This is a genomic window from Streptomyces sp. NBC_00388, from assembly GCF_036061255.1.
Taxonomy (GTDB): Bacteria; Actinomycetota; Actinomycetes; order Streptomycetales; family Streptomycetaceae; genus Streptomyces.
In genome coordinates this window covers 3,508,125-3,527,014 of record NZ_CP107948.1, presented here as the reverse complement: position 1 = coordinate 3,527,014, position 18,890 = coordinate 3,508,125, and the positions used below count along the sequence as shown (strand labels likewise).

Below are 18,890 nucleotides of genomic sequence, written 5' to 3'. Positions count from 1 at the left end.
GAGGAGGGACACGGGGAAGCCGCGTCCCCGTCCGCCCGCCGGTCTTCGCCGATGCTTGCGGGTGCCGGAGTCTGTGACCTGTTGGCTGCGTGAGTGGGGACGGCATGGAAATCGTGGTGGAGTTCGACCGGGAGCCCCGGGCGGAGCAGCTGCTGTGGCAGGAGCTGGCCGCCGGTCTTCCCGCCGGTACCCGGGCGCCCGGCGGGCACGGCCCGCGCCCCGGGGCGCTGGGCGTGGCGACCGCCCGCTCCGGTGACGGCACACTGCTGGGCTGGGCCCCTGTTTTCGCCGGCCAGGACGCGGACGCGGCGACCGTCGAGTGGCTCCTGGTGTCGCTGGAGCGTGAGCGCATCGTGCACGGCTCCGTGGCCGAGCCGGACGGCACCGGTGACGAGGAGGCGGTCCTGGTCGCCCTCTTCCGTGCGGCGGCCGACGCGGCCCGCGCGGCAGGGTTCCGGGCACTGGACTGGCTGGACCGCGGCGACACCGGCGCGGAACTGGACGCGCGCGCGGCGGCCGAGCTGGAGGCGTCCGTACACCGGGAGCTCGGCCGGAAGTGGGGCGTGTCGGCACTGGCCCGCTGGCAGCGGCCGGACGGGATGCCCGTCGTACGGACCCGCCGGGCGCCCCGGGGCACGGGGTGGCAGGGCCTCGAACTGCTGACGGCCGACGGGCGCACGGCCGCCCGTATCGCCGCTGTGGTCGCGGGCCCGGAGGTGTACGTCGAGAGAGTCGGCCACCACGGCGTCGACGCACCCGAACTGGGCTCCCTGGTGGCGGACTTCGCCGAGCAGATCCGCGAGGAGCACCCCTCGGTGGAGTCCTTCCGGGTCCGCGAGCTGGACGACGAGGTGCTGGGCAGGGCGCTCAAGTCGGCCAAGCTGCGGGTCAGCCACCGCTGGTGGCAGTACCGGCTGCCGCTCTCCTGACGGGGCGGCCCCGCGCTGCCCGGCCCGGTGCCAGGAACGCGTTCCCGTTCCCCGCAGGAAAGCCCCTGCGACAGGTCTACGGGACCGAGCGGATCACGCGGGCCGGGTTGCCGACGGCGACGACGTCCGCCGGCAGGTCCCTGGTGACGACCGAGCCCGCCCCGACCACGGTGTTCTCGCCGATCGTCACCCCCGGGCAGACGATGACGCCGCCGCCCAGCCAGACGTTGTCCCCGAGAGTGACCGGCTGTGCCGCCTCCCACTTGGCGCGGCGCTGCTCCGGGTCGATCGGGTGGGTCGGCGTGAGGAGCTGGACGTTCGGGCCGATCTGGACGTCGGCGCCGATGACGATCGCGCCCACGTCCAGGAAGACGGCGCCGAAGTTGACGAACGTCCGCGGCCCGATGGTGATGTGACGGCCGTAGTCCACCCGCAGCGGCGGCCGGACCTCCACATCCTCGCCCACTGAGCCCAGCAGTTCGGTGAGCGCGGCCCTGCGGCCGGCCGGATCAGTGGGCGACGTGGCGTTGAACCGCTCGCTCAGCACCGCGGCGCGCAGCGCGTCAGCGGCCAGCTCGGGGTCGTCGGCGAGGTAGAGCTCCCCGGCGAGCATGCGTTCCTTCTGACTGGTCACGGCGGGCTTCCTCCAGCGTTCGTCCCACTTCGGCCGCGCGGTGCGCCCAGGCAACGATGCACCATGAGCGCGGCCGGGCGCAGGGCTCAGAGCTTCGCGGAGGTGATGACGGTTCCGTAGAGGTCCGTGATGGTCGCGAGGGCGCTGTGGTGGATCTGGTCGGCGCTCAGGTCGGTCCCGCCCTCGGTGCCGGCGGAGCGGAGCGGGCGGGTGGCGCAGGCGTCGGCGACGACGGTGGGCCGGTTTCCGCGCAGGAAGGCGCCCTGTGCGGTGAAGGTGACGCACATGTGCGTCATGAATCCGGCGATGATGAGGTCCTTGTGTCCTGCGGCGTCGACGTGTTCGCCCAGGTCGGTGTTTACGAAGGCGTCCGGGGCGGTCTTGACGACGATGTGCTCGCCCTCGGCCGGGGCGACGGCGGGGTGGATGCGGCCGATCTCGGCGCGGATGTCGTACGGGGTGCCCTCGCCGCCGTCGTTGATGACGTGGATGACCTTCGTGCCTGCCTGGCGGGCCTTCTCCAGCAGTGCGGCGGCGGAGTCGAGGGCGGCCTGCCAGCCTTCCAGCTCCATCACGCCGCCGACGTAGGTGTTCTGGTAGTCGACGAGGATCAGCGTTGCGTCGGTGAGTGAAGCGGGCGTCTCGTCGAAGCCGTTGAGCTCGCGCAGAGTCGTCGAAGTCATGGGGTACCACCTCAGGTTGCGTGCCGGGCGGCGCGTGCGGGGACACCCGGGGCACGCGCTCGATGAGCTGTCTCCGGAACGCTATGACCCCCCGGCCGGTGTCGGCAATGTCGTCTAACATGCAGTTCCGGACATCGCTCCTGCTCGCACTGTCATCACCGGCCGTCCGGACCGGCCGACCGGGCGGAGGCCCCCATGAGCACCCTCGAACGACTCGTCGTCATCGTCCTCTTCGAGGGCGTGGACCTGCTCGACATCACAGGACCGCCGGAGGTCTTCTCCCTCGTGCAGCGCGAGACGGACGGCGCGACGGGGTACGAGGTCGTCCTCGCCGCCGAGACGATGGGGCCCGTCACCACCTCGGCCGGGGTACGTGTCCTTCCCGACGCCACGTTCCGCGAGGTGTCCGCGAGGAGCATCGACACGCTTCTGGTGCCCGGCGCGGTCGAGGTCGACAGCAACCGCCGCGTCCACGCGCTCACCGACCCCACGGTGGTGGGCTGGGTACGGACGCTCGCCGCCAGGACGCGCCGGGTCACCTCCGTCTGCGTCGGGGCGCACCTCCTCGCCGCGGCGGGCCTGCTCGACGGCAAGCGGGCCACCACGCACTGGTCGACGGCGCAGCAACTCGCCGCCGAGCACCCCGGCGTCGAGGTCGACGCCGACCCGATCTTCATCCGTGAGGGCGATGTGTGGACCGGCGCGGGGATCAGCGCCTGTCTCGATCTGTCACTCGCCCTGGTCGCCGACGACTTCGGCGAGGCCGTCGCGCTCCGGGTCGCCCGCCAGCTCGTGATGTACCTGAAACGGCCCAGCGGGCAGAGCCAGTTCAGCGTTCCTCTCGAACCGGTCTCCACGACCCGCCGCGTCGAGGACCTGCGCCACCACATCCTGGGCAACATCGCCGGACGGCTCACCGTGGCGGACCTCGCCGCGTACGCCCATGTCGGCGAGCGGCAGCTCACCCGGATCTTCAAGGCCGAACTCGGCATGACCCCGAGCGCCTATGTCGAGTCGGCGCGCGTCGAAGTGGCCCGCAACCAGCTCGAATCCACCGACGCCACCCTGGAACGCATCGTGTCCGCCTCTGGGTTCGGCACCACGGACACCCTCGTACGGGCGTTCCGCCGGCGGCTCGGCACCACGCCCACGGAGTACCGTCTGCGGTTCCGCGCCACGGCCGGCTGAGCGGGACGAGGCAGCGGAGGGCTCCCGGGGCCGCACCTTCCGGAAGCGGCATCCTTGCAGGTCAGAGGCTGTATTGAGGGAGCCTCCGGCGGCCGGGCTGGTACTCTGGGGGCATGAACCCGCGTGATCTTGCCAACCTCGCGCATCTGCGCCGGGCCCGGGATCTGATCGACCGGGAGTACGCCCGCCCGCTCGACGTGCCGACGATGGCCCGCCACGCGCTCATGTCGCCGGGGCACTTCTCGCGGCAGTTCCGGGCCGCCTACGGCGAGACGCCGTACAGCTACCTCATGACCCGCCGCATCGAACGGGCGATGGCGCTGCTGCGGGCGGGTACGAGCGTGACCGACACCTGTATGGAGGTCGGCTGTACCTCGCTCGGCTCGTTCAGTACGCGGTTCAGCGAGCTCGTGGGGGAGTCACCGACGGTGTACCGCGCCCGGGAGCACGGCGCCGTCGCGGCGATGCCCCCGTGCGTCGCCAAGGTACGCACCCGGCCGATCAGGGGCGCACCGGGCGGGGGCGGGGCGCTCGGAGGCGCGGCGGCGAACACCGGTGCGCCATCCGGTGCGACAGCGGCACCGGCCGGACCGGCATCGACAGCACCGGCTGCACCGGCATCGGTCGCACCGGCACCGATCGCGCCGACACCGGTCAGGATTCGAGAAGCGGGCCGCGGGGCCGCGACCTAGCGTGGTCGCATGACCATCGCTCTCCAGTACTGCCACATCACCGTCAACGACCCCGACGAGGCCCTCGTCTTCTACCGGGACGCGCTCGGCCTGGAGGTGCGCAACGACGTCGCGTCGGGCGGGTTCCGCTGGGTCACCCTCGGCAGCGCCGCCCAGCCGGGCCTCGAAATCGTGATCTCGGAACCGCACGCGGGGCGGTCCCAGGCCGACGGCGACGCTCTGCAGGAGCTGCTCACCAAGGGCGTTCTGCCGAACATCGTCTTCTCCTCCGGCGACCTCGACGCGACCTTCGAGAAGATGCTGGCCTCCGGCGCCGAGGTGCTCCAGGAGCCCATCGACCAGCCCTGGGGCCCGCGCGACTGCGCGTTCCGTGACCCCTCGGGGAACATGGTCCGGATCTCCCAGGCCCCGAAGGCGTAACCGCGGGCGGCGACGGCCGGGGCTCAGGCGCCGTCGGGCCAGGAGAATCCGAGTTCCCCGGCGCGCTCGCGGCTGCCGCCGCACACCTGGCCGTAGGTCTTCGGGTCCTCCCGGGCCAGCCGGTCGAGTGCGGCGGCGGCCTGCGCCTCGGGCGGGGTTCCGTCGTCCGGCACGACCCAGCGGAACTGGAGGGGAATGCCGTCCGGTTTGCCGGAGCCGGGAACCGGCGCGTAGCCGAAGGTCACCACGGTGGTGTCCGGGTCGTCGAAGCCGCTGCTGATCCAGCCGGGCTTCGCGTCCCACCGGCTCAGCAGATCCGGCCGTTCGGCCAGTCCGGCCCGGATCAGGCGGGCCGTGGTGCGGGCCGGCCAGGACCAGGAGCGGTCCGCCTCGGCTCGGGCGATCTCCCTGTCGTAAGCCACGGCGTCGAAGCGGCGGGCAGCCGGTTCGTGGGAGGGCTGCCGTGATCCCGGCGGGGTGAACGGGCGCCGCCAGTTCTCCCACACCACCTGGTCCCCGTCGCGCCGGATGGTGACGTAGAGCGCGCCGCAGCATCCTTCGGTGCAGTGCGCCTCGGCGAGCTGCACCTCCCTGGTCGCAGAGCCGGCCCGGAGCCGGCCGTCGTCCAGCAGGAATTCAGGGCTGTGGGCAGGGCCGCGTGCGAAGAACGCCGGGACCACGGGGCACCCGTCGAGGAGGATCCGGGTCTCGACGGGTTCCCTGTCCACGGGATCGCCCGCCACCACCTCGACGCGCAGCCCATCCGGCAACGTGGGCGGCCGGAAGGGGCGCCGGCCGGTGCGCCGGATCCACCCGGCCCGCAGCCCCCGGCCGGCCTCGGCGCCACCGTTGTCGGGCAGCGAGGCCCATGGTGGCCCGGCCAGCAGCCGTCCCAGTGAGGCCAACAGCGCCGCACGCCTGCCGGGAGGCCAGTCCAGCAGCACACCGGGACCGCTGCTCAGGTCCAGGGCGAGCGAGAGCAGAGTGGCGTGGTTGTCGAGGGTGGGCGGCAGGAGGCCGGCCCGCGCGGTGACGCTCTCGTACACGGCGAGCGCACCGCGGTAGGCGAGGAGGTCGGCCGGGTCGTCGCGCGAGCACCCCATCCGGACCAGCAGCCTGCCCGCCCGGGCCAGCAGGGCCGTGTCCGACGGGTGCCGGTCGAGCAGACCTGGCAGCCCGGCGGCCTCCGCGACCCGGCGGGAGATCGCGGTGCTGAGGAACCGGGGCCCATCGGGGAACGCGATCAGTTCCGTACGGATGGCCCGCCGGTCTCCTCTCCACAGGGCGCGGACGAGTGGCCGCAGCTCGTCGCGGCGCGCGTAGCCGGCGAGCCAGACGACAGCGGCACGCCGGCGGTCCAGTGAGTCGAGGGCTTCGACGGCCGGGCGGGTGAACTCCCGGAACAAGCCGAGAACGGTGAGACAGGGGATGTCCCCGGGCTCACCGAGCCGGGCGAGCAGGGCAAGGCCGGCAGCGACGGCGGGCCCCGTGGTCCCGGCCCGGGTGAGGTGCCGGGCCAAGGCCCGGGCGGCTTCCCTCTGGCCGTCCGGCAGCGGCAGACCGGCCACGGCGAACCGGATCAGGTGCAGGTGGCTGCGGCCCGTGCCGAGCGTGGCGAAGCGGCGGTGCAGGGTGGCCGCGTCGTCCGGCAGGGGATCCAGCGCGTCCCGGATGACGCGCCGCGCCTCCTCGTGGGAGAGCGGGGACCCGCCGCTCGCTCCTGGCCGGTGGGGGAGGGAGAAGCCGCGCGCGGGCGGGACGCCGTCGGAAGTCCGGCGCAGAAGGTGCAGGGCGTGGTCGTACAGGGCAGGCGGGAGGGTGAGCGCGGTGCGCTCCTCCTGGGCGCTCACCGGGTGGAGCGGAGCTCGATTCGGCAGGTCATGCGGGCAGCCTGCCAGCCTGGCTCGCGGGCTGTCGAGAGGATTCGGCCGCCGGGCCGCCCGGCCGGGTCGCCGCGGCGCCCTCCTCCGTGGCATGTAACACTTTTGCAAGCGCCTGCTTGCAAAAGTTAGCGTCATGGGTGCAGCATCGACCTATGGCATCACTCAACGTCGGCAATCTCGGTGAGTACTTGCGCGAGCAGCGGCGCACCGCGCAGCTCTCCCTGCGCCAGCTCGCCGACGCCGCCGGGGTGTCGAATCCGTATCTGAGTCAGATCGAGCGCGGCCTGCGCAAGCCCAGCGCGGACATCCTCCAGCAGCTGGCGAAGGCGCTCCGGATCTCCGCGGAGACCCTGTACGTCCAGGCCGGGATCCTTGATGAGCGGGAGCGGGACGAGCTGGAGACGCGCGCCGTCATTCTGGCCGACCCCTCCATATCCGAGCGCCAGAAGCAGGTGCTGCTCCAGATCTACGAGTCCTTCCGCAAGGAGAACGGGCTCGAACCGGATGCGCCCGGCACGGCGGGCACAGGACCGGCGGACGGTAGTGAAGCCCCGCAGCCGAAGCGGCGCGAAGCGCCCGAAGCGCGCGGAGAAGTACGCGAAGAGCACGACCCCCACGAACAGAACTGATCCGGGAGGACCACAGTCATGGCCATCACCGATGACCTGCGCAAGACCCTCACCGACCCGACTCCCCTCTACTTCGCGGCCGGCACGGCCGACTTCGCCGTCGAGCAGGCCAGGAAGGTGCCCGCGCTCCTGGAGAAGTTCCAGGCCGAGGCGCCCGCCCGTATCGACGCGGTGCGCAACACCGACCCCAAGGACGTCCAGGACCGCGTGACCACGCAGGCCAAGGAGGCCCAGGCCAGCGTCACCGCGAAGGTCAGCGAGGTGATCGGGGCGTTCGACACCGACCTGAAGAAGCTCGGTGAGACCGCTCAGGACCTGGCGCTGCGCGGGGTGGGCGTGGCCGCGGAGTACGCGGTCCGTGCCCGTGAGACGTACGAGAAGGTCGCCGAGCGCGGCGAGCAGTCCGTACGGCAGTGGCGGGGCGAGGCCGCCGACGACATCGTCGTGTTCGGCACCGTCGTCGAGCCGGACGCGCCGGCCAAGCCGAAGAGCGGCACCGGGACCAGGACGGCCGGCAAGGCCACGCCCAGGACCGCGTCGAAGCCGAGGACCGAGACCAAGGCCGCGCCGAAGCCGGGAGCCAGGACCGAGTCGCGGATCGCTCAGCCGCGGACCGCAGCTCCGAAGCCCGCGCCGGCGTCCGCTCCGAAGCCTGCCGCCGCCACCGCGTCGAAGGCCGAGGTGAAGGCCGAGTCCAAGCCCGCAGCGGCCAAGAAGAGCACCGCCACGCGCAGCACGTCCACGACGGCGAAGAAGAGCACGCCGCCGGCCGGGAAGTAAGGACCGGGCGAGCCGGGTGGGATCGGGCCGGGCCGGGCACCTCGTGGGTGCCCGGCCCGTTCTTTCGGTAGCGTGGCCGTGTTGATGGCCGGTCGAACAGGCGGTGTTGCGCAGTGCTGATGCAGGGTTTCGCAGGATTCATGTCGCTGTTGAGTTTGGCGCTGATCCTCTTCAGCGGCTTCGCGGTGGTGGACGCGGCGATCCGCCGGGAGGACGCGTACCGCGCCGCGAGCAAGCAGACGAAGCCGTTCTGGCTGATCATCCTGGCCATCGCGTTCGTGGTGAACTGGCTGTTCTCGATCCTGTCGTTCCTGCCCGTCATCGGGCTGGTCGCGACGATCGTCTACATGGTGGACGTCCGTCCCGCGGTCCGGCAGGTCTCGGGCGGTGGCGGCCGCAGAGGCAACGGTTCCAGCAGTGACGGGCCGTACGGCCCGTACAACGGCGGTCGGTAGCCTCCGCCACCCGCTCCGGCCATGGGCGGCACGCACGGAACGCCCCGGATGTCTCGCATCCGGGGCGTTCGCGTGCCCGGGGAGGCGGCCGGACGCCGTTGCCGGCCGCCCGCCGCGCCCGCCCGGTGGGGAGACCTACGCCATGCCCCGGCGCCGCTCCAGCAGCAGTACCGCCACGTCGTCGGTCAGCTCGCCGCCGTTCAGTTCGCGGACCTCCGCCACGGCCGCCTCCAGCAGGCTCTCGCCGCGGAGGTCGGCCGTCAGCTGGCGGTCGATCATCTCGACCATGCCGTCCTGCCCGAGCCGCTGCGTACCCTGGCCGATCCGGCCCTCGATCAGGCCGTCCGTGTACATCAACAGGTTCCAGGCGCCGCCGAGTTCGACCTGGCGCCGGGGCCAGCGGGCCTGCGGGAGCAGGCCGAGTGCCGGGCCGCCGTCCACCTGCGGGAGGAGCTGCGCGGTCCCGCCGTTGCGGGAGATCAGCGGGGCGGGGTGGCCCGCCAGGCAGAGCCCGGCGCGGCGCCCGTCCGGGGCGATGTCGACCGTGCAGAGCGTCGCGAAGAGCTCCTCGCTCTCCCGCTCGTGCTCCAGGACCTGCTGGAGCGTGGAGAGCAGCTGGTCCCCGCAGAGCCCGGCGAAGGTCAACGCCCGCCAGGCGATGCGCAGTTCCACACCCAGAGCGGCCTCGTCCGGGCCGTGCCCGCAGACGTCGCCGATCATCGCGTGGACGGTCCCGTCGGGGGTCCGCACCACGTCGTAGAAGTCACCGCCGAGCAGCGCACGCGAGCGGCCCGGCCGGTACCGCGCGGCGAAGCGCAGGTCCGAGCCCTCCAGGAGCGGTGTCGGGAGCAGGCCGCGCTCCAGGCGGGCGTTCTCCTGCGCGCGCAGCCTGGACTCGGCCAGCTTGTAGTGCGCGGTGTCGGCGCGCTTGCGCTCCACCGCGTACCGAACCGCCCGGTTCAGCAGCCTGCCGTCCAGCTCCTCGCGGAGCAGGTAGTCCTGTGCCCCGGCCCGGACCGCTTCCGCCGCGCTCTCCACGCGACCGGACGTGGTCAGTGCCAGTACGGCGTGGCGGGGCGCGAGCTTCAGCACGTCGCGGAGTACGGACAGCTCGTCGTCCGCGTCCGCCCCGGGCAGTGCCAGGTCGAGCAGGATGCAGTGCACGTCGTCCGTGAGCAGCCGCGCGGCCTCGGTGAGGTTCCGTGCGGTACGGAGGCGTACCCGCGTGCCGGAGGCGTCCGGCAGCTCCGGGACCGTGAATGTGCCCGCTGGATCGTTCTCGATCACCAGCAGCGTCAGGTCGGTGCTGCCGGTGGAGTCCGGTCCCCTGGTCTGGTGGGGCAGAACGGTCTGACCGTTCTCCATCGCTTCTGTTTCCTTCCCTCCCCCCGAGGGCGCGGTGGAGCGCCAGTCGACGCACCACCAGACGGGGACCTTAGCGGTTGGCGGGGCCACAGCGGAATGGCACCGGAGAAACCACCGGGGTCATATGCCCTCTCCCGGCCCGCATCCGGCGGTTTGACGGTGCGCGGACCCATGACGAACGTCACTCCGGGGGCCGGTGGAACCGGGGTGACGCACGCCACGGGGGACCGCCCGGGAAGGGGCGGGGGAGAACCGCGGACCGGAAGGGGCGGAGCGGGCTACTTGTCCGGCCGGGCCACGCCGAGGATGGGCATCGAGCCGGCGCCGCCGATCGTGACGTTCCGGCCGGGCCGCGGGGCGTTCACCATCGCGCCGTCACCTATGTACATCCCGACGTGGGTCGCGTCCGAGAAGTAGATGATCAGGTCCCCGGGGCGCATGTCCTCCACCGCGACGTGCGGCAGCTGCCTCCACTGTTCCTGCGAGGTGCGCGGGATGGGGTCGCCGGCTGCCGCCCAGGCCTGGGAGGTCAGCCCGGAGCAGTCGTACGAATGGGGGCCGGTCGCACCCCACACGTACGGCTTGCCGATCTGGTCCGTGGCGAACTTGACGGCCTTCTTGCCCTCGGCGCTCGCCTTGTTGTCGATCTCCTTGAGGATTCCCGAGCTGAGCCAGGCCGTCTGCGCCTTGAACTCCTGGTCCTCCTCCAGCTTCTTGAGCCGCGCGCGCTCCTTCTTGGCCAGCCCCGACTCGAGCTTCTTGGCCGCATCGATCTTCTGCTCGATGTCCTTCTTCTTCCCGGCCTGCTTCTTCCGGTTGGCTTCCAGCTTCTGCCACTGGTCTGCGGCGTCCTGGGTGTACGCCGTCAAGTCCTTCTGGGTGCGGTCCATTTCGGCCAGCAGGTTCTTCTGTGCCTGCTGGCCCGAGCGCAGCCGGTCGGCGCCGTCGAGGAAGCTGTCCGGATCGCCGCTGAGCATCAGCTGCGCCGCCGGCGGCAGACCGCTGTCCCGGTACTGGGCGCGGGCCTCGGCGCCTGCCTGCTTCTTCAGGGCGGAGATCCTCGACTGGCCCCTGACGATGCGCTGGGCCAGCTCGACGATCTCGGACGACTGCTTCTCGGACTGCTCCTTGGCGAGGTTGTACGCGTCCGTCGCCGACCCGGCCTGGCGGTAGAGGTCGTCGATCTTCTTGCGGACGGCTTCGAGGCGCTCGGTGCCGGGACTCGAAGCGGTGGGGCTCGAAGCCGCCGGGTCCGTGGACCCGGAGTGCGGCGGCCTGGGATCGGCGTACGCGGCAGTCGGCGCGCTCAGCACGGTCAGTGCGCAGACCAGTGTGACCGCGGCAGCGACACAGCGGCGTCGGTTCACGAGCTCCCCCTCCAGAGCTGATTTACCGTCAGTAACTTAGGTGGCGTTGGCGCGATATTGCCATGCCCTGCGCGTATGCGACAGAGGTGTACAACAACTCCCCGGCCCCACCCGCGCCCCCGCGTCACTGCCTGCCCGGTCCGACGAACGGAGACCGGTTCAAGTTCCCGGCAGGGGCGCCAGCGCCGCCCAGTCCACGGTGACTTCACCCTGCCGCCACCTGCGCACGTCGTCGGCCAGCGGCCAGTCGGCCGCGAGGGAGCGCACGGCGGCGATCCAGCGCTGCCGGGCGCCGAGCGAGGCGTACGGCGCCGCCGCGGCCCAGGCGCGGTCGAAGTCGCGCAGGAAGGCGTGCACGGGCTCGCCGGGGACGTTCCGGTGGATCAGCGCCTTCGGCAGCCGTTCCGCCAGGTCGGACGGCTGCTGCAGCGAGCCGAGCCGGGTCGCGAACGTCACGGTGCGCGGGCCGTCCGGCCCCAGCGCGACCCACACGTGCCGCCGTCCGATCTCGTCGCAGGTGCCCTCCACCAGCAGTCCGTCCGGCGCGAGCCGTGCGCACAACCGCCGCCAGACGGCGCCGACGTCCTCCTCGTCGTACTGCCGCAGCACATTGGCCGCCCGGATCAGCGACGGGCTGCGGCCGTCCAGCGGTACCTCGAAGCCGCCGTGCCGGAAGGTGAGCCCCGGACGCGCGTACGGCTGCGCGGCGGCGACCCGGGCCGGCTCGATCTCGATGCCGGTGACCTCGGCCGCGGGTGCGACCGTACGCAGCCGCTGGAGCAGTTCCACGGCGGTCCAGGGGGCGGCCCCGTACCCGAGATCCACGGCGAGGGGGTCGGCCGAGCGGCGCAGCGCGGGCCCGTGCACGGCGGCGATCCAGCGGTCCATGCGGCGCAGCCGGTTGGGGTTGGTCGTCCCGCGGGTCACGGCCCCCACCGGCCGGGCGCCTGTCGTACGGGCTCCTGCGGAGCGGTCACCGGTGAGGCGGCGGGAGGGCTGGACCATGTCCCGAAGGGTATGCGAGGCGTGTCGGGGTAATGATTCGGCAAAACGGAAATGCGGCGGCGCGTCCCGATGTTCAAGGGTCTGACGGGGTGCGTCTGCCCCGCAGTCGAGCGCGCCCGCGCGAGGAGAGGACCGTCCACGTGAGCCAGTACGTGTCCCGGCTCGGCGGCCGGATCACGGGCCCCGCGCGGCCCCCCAGGCTGATGTTCGCCGGGCACCGCAAGCCGCGCAGGGTCGCCATGCTCAGCGTCCACACCTCACCGCTGCACCAGCCGGGCACCGGCGACGCGGGCGGCATGAACGTCTACATCGTGGAGCTGGCCAAGCGGCTGGCCGCGATCAACATCGAGGTGGAGATCTTCACCCGCGCCACCACGGGCGGCCTCCCGCCGCTGGTGGAGCTGGCGCCCGGCGTGCTCGTGCGTCATGTGGACGCGGGCCCCTACGAGGGCCTGGCCAAGGAAGAGCTGCCCGCCCAGCTCTGTGCGTTCACCCACGGGGTGATGCAGGCCTGGGCCGGACACCGGCCCGGCTACTACGACCTGGTGCACTCCCACTACTGGCTCTCCGGCCACGTCGGCTGGCTCGCCGCCGAGCGCTGGGGCGCGCCGCTCGTCCACGCCATGCACACCATGGCGAAGGTCAAGAACGCCGCACTGGCCGAAGGTGACACCCCCGAGCCCGCCGCCCGCGTCATCGGCGAGACGCAGATCGTGCGGGCCTCCGACCGGCTCATCGCCAACACCGACGAGGAGGCCGACGAGCTGGTACGCCACTACGAGGCCGATCCCGGCAAGGTCGCGGTCGTCCACCCGGGGGTCAATCTCGACCGCTTCCGCCCCGCGGACGGCCGGTCGGCGGCCAGGGCCCGGCTGGGGCTTCCGCAGGACGCCTTCGTGCCGCTCTTCGCCGGCCGTATCCAGCCGCTCAAGGCTCCCGACATCCTGTTGCGCGCGGTAGCGGTCCTGCTCGACGAGGACCCCTCGCTGCGCAGGCGCATGGTGGTGCCGGTGGTCGGCGGCCCCAGCGGCAGCGGCCTCGCCAAGCCGGAGGGCCTGCAGAAGCTGGCCGCCCGCCTCGGCATCGCGGACATCGTCCGCTTCCACCCGCCGGTCGGCCAGGACCAGCTCGCCGACTGGTTCCGGGCGGCATCGGTGCTGGTCATGCCCTCGTACAACGAGTCCTTCGGGCTTGTGGCCATCGAGGCCCAGGCGGCCGGCACCCCGGTGGTGGCCGCCGAGGTCGGCGGGCTGCCCGTCGCCGTACGCGAAGGGACGACCGGGTTCCTCGTCCCGGGCCACGACCCGGCGCAGTACGCGGCGCAGCTCAGCCGCTTCCTGCGGAACCCGTCGCTGGTGGACGAGATGGGCGCCGCCGCCGCGCGCCACGCAGGCCGGTTCGGCTGGGACACGGCCGCTTCGGCCACCGCGGACGTCTACACGGCAGCGGTGCACGAACACCGCCGTCGCGTACGCTCGCACCATGGCTGATCAGGCTGGCGAGAGCGGCGTACGCGAGGTCCTGGAGCAGGCGTTCAAGGACGCCGGGCTGGAGTGGGAGAGCCCGGAGCCCGGCTCCTACGTGGTGCAGCTTCCCGGTACCCGGAAGCTCTCCACCACCTGCTCGCTGATCGTCGGGAAGCACGCGCTGTCGGTCAACGCGTTCGTGATCCGGCACCCCGACGAGAACGACGCGGCGGTGCACCGCTGGCTCCTGGAGCGCAACCTCCGGCTCTACGGGGTGAGTTACGCGATCGATTCGCTCGGTGACATCTATCTCGCCGGGAAGCTGCCGCTGTCCGTGGTCACACCGGACGAGATCGACCGGCTGCTCGGGTCGGTCCTCGAAGCGGCCGACGGCCCCTTCAACACCCTGCTCGAACTCGGTTTCGCCCGTGCGATCAAGCGCGAGTACGCGTGGCGGGTATCCCGCGGGGAGCCGACCCGGAACCTGGACGCGTTCACGCACCTGACCCGCGAGACCGAGGGCTGACACCGCCTGCGGAGCGCGGCCGCCGCCCGCCGCCGGGCAGCCACAGCACCCGCCCGGCACCGGCCGGCACCGGGCCGGCACCCGCCCGGCACCCGCCGGCAGCGGGCCGGACGCCCTGCGGGGTTCCTCCCCGGGCGATCCTCTCCTGCGCACCCCTTCCCTCCCCTCCCGATGGCGTGGCATGCTCACGCCCGACGCATTCATGAATGCTGTTCATGCTCATGAATCCAAGGTGTGTATCCGTGAAATCCCGTCCGGCGAAGGTGGATCGCGTGGGGAACATCAGCAGGCGCGCACTGCTCGGGGGCGCTACGGCGGTCGCTGCCGTCGCCGCGGCAGGAGGTACATCCATGGCCGCACCACGCGGCCGTACCCCGTCCACCACCCCGCTCTGGCGGGAGTTCACCCGGGCGCCGTACACGCACCCGCAGATCCCGTACATCGGCGGATCCGGCCGCCGTACCGGCGAGCGCCGCTTCCCCCGGTACCCCGTCGTCGCCGACGTCCGGGAGTACGGCGCGGTCCCCGGCGGTTCCGCCGACGCCGCGCCCGCGATCAACCGTGCCATCGCCGCTGCCGGCCGGGCCGGTGGCGGCACGGTCCTCATCCCGCCCGGCACCTTCCGGATCGACGACCTCATCCGCGTCGGGCACAGCAACGTCGTGCTGAGGGGTGCGGGGAGCGGGCGCACCACGCTGCACGCGACGAAGAGCCTCACCGAACTGATCGGGCCGTACGGCTCCCGCTACGGCGGCGACAAATCCTCCTGGTCCTGGGCCGGCGGGCTCGTCTGGCTCTGCCCCGAGGCGAGGTTCGCGAGCCTGACGGAGGCGATCACCTCCGGGGCCTGGCCGTTCGAGGGGTGGACGGGCAACAGACGGGACGAGTGGCGGACGCTCACCACCGTCGCCCCCGCCCGGCAGGGCGACCGCACGGTCACCGTCGCGGACACCACGCAGCTCGGCCGCGGCGACCTCGTGCTGCTCCGGCTCGCGGACGACGCGGGGCACACGCTCCTGGAACACATGGCAGGCGGAGGGCCGGGCCCGGAAGCATACGAGTGGGACGACAAGACCAAGCTGACCTCGTACGTCCCGTACGAGTGGCCCGTACGCATCACGGCGGTGCACGGCCGGCGGGTCACCCTGGAGCGCCCCCTCCCGCTCGACATCCGCCCCGAGTGGGACCCGCGGCTCACCACTCACGTCGCACCGCTGACCGGTTCCGCCGTGGAGGGACTCACGCTCGAAGCGGTCCTCACCCCGCAGTCACCGCATCTGCTCGACAAGGGCTACAACGGTGTCGCGTTCCAGTGCACGTACGACTGCTGGGCCGACGACATCGTCGTACGTGACGTCGACAACGGCTTCGGTCTGGTCGCGGCGTCCGCCACCACCCTGCGCCGTACCCGCGTCGAGGGCCGGGGCTCGCACCACCCGTACTTCTGCCGCGAGGGGTCGCACGACAATCTCGTCGAGCAGTTCACGATCGCCGAGCGCACCGTGCCCGCCCCGGCGGGCACCCAGCTGCACGGAATCAACGTCGAGGGGCTCTCCAGCCACAACGTCTGGTCGCGCGGGCTGATGGAGATGGGCACCTTCGACTCGCACCGCGGGCTGCCGTTCGCCAATGTGCGGACCGACATCACCGTCAACAACAACGGTCAGCACGGAGGCGACGCCTCGGCCGGCCCGCTCTTCGGCGCCCGGTTCACCCACTGGAACATCCGGGTCACCAACGGCCGTGAGGGCCTGATGAAGATCGACGGCCTGGCCCCTTACAGCGCGAGCGTCGGCATCAGCACGGTCAGCCCGTTCGGCCAGATCGACGTGCCGGACTTCACGGGCGATCTGCATGCCCGGCTGGAGGCGTACGGGGCGCCGGAGTCCGTACGCCCGGCCAATCTGCACGAGGCGCAGCGCGGGCTGCGCTGAAGGGGCAGGGGGCAGGGGGCAGAGGACAGGGGGCAGGGCAGGGGAGAGGGCGCGGCGTTCCCGCCCGGGCCCGGCGTCATTCCGAGTGCGGGATTCCCGGCCCCGGTGGACTATTTCTCCCATGAGCGACAAAGGGGACTCCTCCGGCTCCCGCGCGGATTCCGCTGACGCCGGCAGGTTCGCGCCGAACCAGACGCTGACGCTGGCCGCCATGCTGTTCGCCGTCTCGATGACCTTCATCGACCAGACGATCGTGGCCATCGCGGCGCCGGACATCATCGACGAACTCGGGCTCTCGGCGTCCGGGATGCAGTGGGTGGTCAATGCCTATCTGCTGACCCTGGCTGCGTTCTTCGCGCTCGGGGGGCGGCTCTCCGACCTCTTCGGACACCGCCGGATCATGGTGATCGGCACGCTCGTCTTCGTCATCGCCTCGGCGCTCTGCGGCGCGGTTCCCACGGGCGGGGCGGCGCAGGCCTGGCTCATCGCCTTCCGGGCGGTGCAGGGGCTGGGCGCTGCGCTGATGTTCCCCGCCGCGCTCGCTGTCGTGGTCGCGGTCTTCCCCGTGGAGCGCCGCGGGCGCGCCCTGGCACTGTTCTTCGGGCTGTCCGGCGCCCTGACGGCGGTCGGTCCGCTGCTGGGCGGCTGGCTCACCGACTGGACCTGGCGGGCGATCTTCTGGGTCAATGTGCCGGTCGCCATCATCGCCCTGGTCCTGACGGCGAAAGCCCGTATCCCCCGTGTCACGCGCCGTGAGCCCCTCGACGTGCCGGGCGCGGTGCTCGTGGCCGCGGGCATGGGGCTGAGCGTCTTCGGTCTGCAGCAGGCATCCTCCTGGGGCTGGGGCAGCGCCGCCACCTGGCTCTGCATCGTGGGCGGGCTGCTGGTCCTGGTGGCGTTCGCGGCGTGGGAACTCCGTACCGAACACCCGCTCATCAAACTGGCGGTCTTCCGGGACCGGGCCTTCACCGTCGATGTCGTGGTGCTGTTCTTCGCGATGATCGCGTTCGTCCCGGTCTTCTTCTTCGCCTCGGTGTACGCGCAGGTGTCCCTGAGCGCCTCGCCGAACCAGGCTGCCCTCTACCTGCTGTACTTCTTCATCGGCTTCGCCATCGCCTCGCAGTGGGGCGGGCGCATCCTGGACCGGCGCGGCGCCCGGCCCGCCCTGAAACTGGGCTGTGCGGTGGGTGCCATCGGATTCGCCCTGTGGGCGCACCGGATGACGACGCTTTCGATGCACGACCAGTGGCCCTACGCCGCCCTGGCGGGCGCCGGTATCGGATTCCTGTTGGCCCCGGCGTCCACGGACGCGGTCAACCGGGCGATCGACGCGTCGTACGGCGAGGTCACCGGCGTCACGCAGACGGTACGCAACTACGCGGCGAGCGTGGGTCTTGCGGTGTTCGGCACGGTCCTCACCCACATCACGACCGACCACGTGGCCGCGACGCTCCGCGCCGACGGCCTGTCCGGCGGGGCGGCGAAGAGTACGGCGCACAGCATCGCCGAGGCCGTGACGGGTCACGGCGACTCGCGCCCGCCCACGGGCGACGGCGCGGTCGCGACGGCGACACGGCATGCGATGGGCTCGATCCGGCTGGACTTCGCCGAGGCGAACCGGGCTGTTTTCTACGGGATGGCGGGCTCGCTCGCCATCGCCTTCATCTGCTCGTACTTCCATCCCGGCACCAGGGTGACATCGGAGTCAGGGCCACCGCAGCCACAGCCGCCACAGTCGCCACCGCAGGCACAGCCGCCCGGGCGGACCGGTGGCGCCGCGCCGGTGTGAGGGGGACGGGAACAGGGGCGCCGGTCCGCCCGGGACGACGAGAGCGAGGGCGCCGCGTCCGGGCACGCGCAGGCGAGCGGCGCCACCCGCGAGTGAGCGTCACAAGGTGCATTCGTAAGGGGCAATTGGCGCATACAGCCATTACGCATGGCGGGTTCCGGCCCGGCACCCGATTGACCGAGGGCGTCAATCAGAGGCTGCAGGGCCGTCGATTAGGCTCGGGGTCATGGCCGACGCACCGTACAAGCTGATCCTCCTCCGCCACGGCGAGAGCGAATGGAACGCGACGAATCAGTTCACCGGCTGGGTGGACGTCAACCTGACCCAGAAGGGCGAGAAGGAGGCGGTCCGCGGCGGTGAGCTGCTCACGGACGCCGGCCTGCTCCCCGATGTCGTGCACACCTCGCTGCAGAAGCGCGCGATCCGCACGGCCCAGCTCTCGCTGGAGGCGGCGGACCGCCACTGGATCCCCGTGCACCGCTCCTGGCGGCTGAACGAGCGGCACTACGGCGCGCTCCAGGGCAAGGACAAGGCGCAGACGCTCGCCGAGTTCGGCGAGGAGCAGTTCATGCTGTGGCGCCGCTCGTACGACACCCCGCCGCCGGTCCTGGAGGACGGCGCGCAGTACTCGCAGAGCGGCGACGCGCGCTACGCGACGATCCCGCCGGAGCTGCGCCCCCGTACGGAGTGCCTGAAGGACGTCGTCGTCCGCATGCTGCCGTACTGGTACGACAGCATCGTCCCGGACCTGCTCGCCGGCCGCACGGTCCTGGTCGCGGCGCACGGCAACTCGCTGCGCGCCCTGGTCAAGCACCTCGACGGCATCTCGGACGCGGACATCGCGGGCCTCAACATCCCGACGGGCATCCCGCTCTCGTACGAACTGGACGCCGACTTCAAGCCGCTCAACCCCGGCGGCACCTACCTCGACGCGGACGCGGCAGCGGCGGCCATCGAGGCGGTCAAGAACCAGGGCAAGAAGAAGTAACCGCTCACGAAGAAGCCTCCCACCTGCGGGTTCTCCGCGTGGTGGGGGGCTTTTTGGTGGGCTGGGCCGCCTGTGGGTCGTGAGACTACGAGGGGCTACCGCCCGAGCGCCTGCCCGTTGCTTTGCAGGCAGAAGTTGATCTGCTTGCCATCGGGAC

At 71.9% G+C, this 18,890-nt stretch carries 18 protein-coding genes; 12 read left to right on the top strand and 6 right to left on the bottom strand.

Annotation, left to right across the window (positions count from 1 at the left end; genetic code table 11):
* Window positions 1–104: 104 nt before the first annotated feature.
* Window positions 105–929, top strand: a complete 825-nt coding sequence (locus tag OG917_RS15910) for a hypothetical protein (protein WP_328318262.1) — start codon at window positions 105–107, stop codon at window positions 927–929.
* A gap of 76 nt (window positions 930–1,005) precedes the next feature.
* Here OG917_RS15910 and OG917_RS15905 read toward each other — a convergent pair whose 3' ends face one another.
* Together OG917_RS15905 and OG917_RS15900 are read right to left on the bottom strand one after the other, a co-directional pair.
* Complete coding sequence (locus OG917_RS15905) at window positions 1,006–1,542, bottom strand: sugar O-acetyltransferase (RefSeq protein ID WP_328321931.1); 537 nt, start codon at window positions 1,540–1,542, stop codon at window positions 1,006–1,008.
* 107 nt (window positions 1,543–1,649) lie between these two features.
* Window positions 1,650–2,246 carry a cysteine hydrolase family protein gene (locus OG917_RS15900; RefSeq protein ID WP_328318261.1) on the bottom strand — a complete coding sequence of 199 codons (597 nt, stop codon included), beginning with the start codon at window positions 2,244–2,246 and terminating at the stop codon, window positions 1,650–1,652.
* 195 nt (window positions 2,247–2,441) lie between these two features.
* On the opposite strand from OG917_RS15900, the gene OG917_RS15895 reads away from it, so the two are divergent.
* From OG917_RS15895 to OG917_RS15885, 3 genes are all read left to right on the top strand, one after another.
* Complete coding sequence (locus OG917_RS15895) at window positions 2,442–3,434, top strand: GlxA family transcriptional regulator (RefSeq protein WP_328318260.1); 993 nt, start codon at window positions 2,442–2,444, stop codon at window positions 3,432–3,434.
* A gap of 113 nt (window positions 3,435–3,547) precedes the next feature.
* Window positions 3,548–4,126: a helix-turn-helix transcriptional regulator gene (locus OG917_RS15890; RefSeq protein ID WP_328318259.1), complete on the top strand. Its 579-nt coding sequence runs from the start codon at window positions 3,548–3,550 to the stop codon at window positions 4,124–4,126.
* A gap of 9 nt (window positions 4,127–4,135) precedes the next feature.
* Window positions 4,136–4,546 carry a VOC family protein gene (locus OG917_RS15885; protein ID WP_328318258.1) on the top strand — a complete coding sequence of 137 codons (411 nt, stop codon included), beginning with the start codon at window positions 4,136–4,138 and terminating at the stop codon, window positions 4,544–4,546.
* A gap of 23 nt (window positions 4,547–4,569) precedes the next feature.
* Here OG917_RS15885 and OG917_RS15880 read toward each other — a convergent pair whose 3' ends face one another.
* Complete coding sequence (locus OG917_RS15880) at window positions 4,570–6,396, bottom strand: hypothetical protein (RefSeq protein ID WP_328318257.1); 1,827 nt, start codon at window positions 6,394–6,396, stop codon at window positions 4,570–4,572.
* A gap of 185 nt (window positions 6,397–6,581) precedes the next feature.
* Here OG917_RS15880 and OG917_RS15875 point away from each other — a divergent pair, with 185 nt between their 5' ends.
* The 3 genes from OG917_RS15875 (at window position 6,582) to OG917_RS15865 (ending at window position 8,293) form a co-directional block, all read left to right on the top strand.
* Complete coding sequence (locus tag OG917_RS15875; RefSeq protein WP_328318256.1) at window positions 6,582–7,058, top strand: helix-turn-helix domain-containing protein; 477 nt, start codon at window positions 6,582–6,584, stop codon at window positions 7,056–7,058.
* Between the two features lie 18 nt (window positions 7,059–7,076).
* A complete protein-coding gene (locus OG917_RS15870) occupies window positions 7,077–7,838 on the top strand; it encodes a hypothetical protein (RefSeq protein ID WP_328318255.1) in 762 nt (253 codons plus the stop codon).
* A gap of 113 nt (window positions 7,839–7,951) precedes the next feature.
* Complete coding sequence (locus OG917_RS15865) at window positions 7,952–8,293, top strand: DUF2516 family protein (RefSeq protein WP_328318254.1); 342 nt, start codon at window positions 7,952–7,954, stop codon at window positions 8,291–8,293.
* A 135-nt stretch (window positions 8,294–8,428) separates the two neighbouring features.
* Here OG917_RS15865 and OG917_RS15860 read toward each other — a convergent pair whose 3' ends face one another.
* The 3 genes from OG917_RS15860 to OG917_RS15850 form a co-directional block, all read right to left on the bottom strand.
* Window positions 8,429–9,658, bottom strand: a complete 1,230-nt coding sequence (locus OG917_RS15860) for a PP2C family protein-serine/threonine phosphatase (RefSeq protein WP_328318253.1) — start codon at window positions 9,656–9,658, stop codon at window positions 8,429–8,431.
* 278 nt (window positions 9,659–9,936) lie between these two features.
* Window positions 9,937–11,025, bottom strand: coding sequence for a C40 family peptidase (locus tag OG917_RS15855; protein WP_328318252.1), 1,089 nt, complete (start codon window positions 11,023–11,025; stop codon window positions 9,937–9,939).
* A 159-nt stretch (window positions 11,026–11,184) separates the two neighbouring features.
* Complete coding sequence (locus OG917_RS15850; protein WP_328321929.1) at window positions 11,185–11,913, bottom strand: class I SAM-dependent methyltransferase; 729 nt, start codon at window positions 11,911–11,913, stop codon at window positions 11,185–11,187.
* Between the two features lie 257 nt (window positions 11,914–12,170).
* Between OG917_RS15850 and mshA the strand changes: the two genes are divergently transcribed.
* From mshA to OG917_RS15825, 5 genes are all read left to right on the top strand, one after another.
* Window positions 12,171–13,520, top strand: coding sequence for a D-inositol-3-phosphate glycosyltransferase (gene mshA / locus OG917_RS15845; RefSeq protein WP_328318251.1), 1,350 nt, complete (start codon window positions 12,171–12,173; stop codon window positions 13,518–13,520).
* The gene (locus OG917_RS15840) at window positions 13,513–14,022 is read left to right on the top strand and encodes a YbjN domain-containing protein (RefSeq protein ID WP_328318250.1); all 510 of its coding nucleotides are present in this window, start codon (window positions 13,513–13,515) and stop codon (window positions 14,020–14,022) included. Before mshA ends, OG917_RS15840 begins: the two co-directional genes overlap by 8 nt.
* Window positions 14,023–14,243: 221 nt before the next feature.
* The gene (locus tag OG917_RS15835; protein ID WP_328321927.1) at window positions 14,244–15,956 is read left to right on the top strand and encodes a glycosyl hydrolase family 28-related protein; all 1,713 of its coding nucleotides are present in this window, start codon (window positions 14,244–14,246) and stop codon (window positions 15,954–15,956) included.
* A 121-nt stretch (window positions 15,957–16,077) separates the two neighbouring features.
* On the top strand, window positions 16,078–17,745 hold the full coding sequence (locus tag OG917_RS15830; RefSeq protein ID WP_443058970.1) for an MFS transporter: 1,668 nt from the start codon (window positions 16,078–16,080) through the stop codon (window positions 17,743–17,745).
* Window positions 17,746–17,971: 226 nt separating this feature from the next.
* Complete coding sequence (locus OG917_RS15825) at window positions 17,972–18,733, top strand: phosphoglyceromutase (protein ID WP_328318248.1); 762 nt, start codon at window positions 17,972–17,974, stop codon at window positions 18,731–18,733.
* Window positions 18,734–18,890 lie beyond the last annotated feature (157 nt).

Bases quoted from the DNA above. Each gene is read 5' to 3' on its own strand.
- OG917_RS15850 (WP_328321929.1), bottom strand. From the start codon at position 11,913: ATGGACCGCTGGATCGCCGCCGTGCACGGGCCCGCGCTGCGCCGCTCG.
- OG917_RS15875 (WP_328318256.1), top strand. From the start codon at position 6,582: ATGGCATCACTCAACGTCGGCAATCTCGGTGAGTACTTGCGCGAGCAG.
- OG917_RS15910 (WP_328318262.1), top strand. From the start codon at position 105: ATGGAAATCGTGGTGGAGTTCGACCGGGAGCCCCGGGCGGAGCAGCTG.
- OG917_RS15900 (WP_328318261.1), bottom strand. From the start codon at position 2,246: ATGACTTCGACGACTCTGCGCGAGCTCAACGGCTTCGACGAGACGCCC.
- OG917_RS15905 (WP_328321931.1), bottom strand. From the start codon at position 1,542: ATGCTCGCCGGGGAGCTCTACCTCGCCGACGACCCCGAGCTGGCCGCT.
- OG917_RS15885 (WP_328318258.1), top strand. From the start codon at position 4,136: ATGACCATCGCTCTCCAGTACTGCCACATCACCGTCAACGACCCCGAC.
- OG917_RS15830 (WP_443058970.1), top strand. From the start codon at position 16,078: ATGAGCGACAAAGGGGACTCCTCCGGCTCCCGCGCGGATTCCGCTGAC.
- OG917_RS15870 (WP_328318255.1), top strand. From the start codon at position 7,077: ATGGCCATCACCGATGACCTGCGCAAGACCCTCACCGACCCGACTCCC.
- OG917_RS15860 (WP_328318253.1), bottom strand. From the start codon at position 9,658: ATGGAGAACGGTCAGACCGTTCTGCCCCACCAGACCAGGGGACCGGAC.
- OG917_RS15895 (WP_328318260.1), top strand. From the start codon at position 2,442: ATGAGCACCCTCGAACGACTCGTCGTCATCGTCCTCTTCGAGGGCGTG.
- OG917_RS15825 (WP_328318248.1), top strand. From the start codon at position 17,972: ATGGCCGACGCACCGTACAAGCTGATCCTCCTCCGCCACGGCGAGAGC.
- OG917_RS15835 (WP_328321927.1), top strand. From the start codon at position 14,244: ATGAATCCAAGGTGTGTATCCGTGAAATCCCGTCCGGCGAAGGTGGAT.
- OG917_RS15840 (WP_328318250.1), top strand. From the start codon at position 13,513: ATGGCTGATCAGGCTGGCGAGAGCGGCGTACGCGAGGTCCTGGAGCAG.
- OG917_RS15890 (WP_328318259.1), top strand. From the start codon at position 3,548: ATGAACCCGCGTGATCTTGCCAACCTCGCGCATCTGCGCCGGGCCCGG.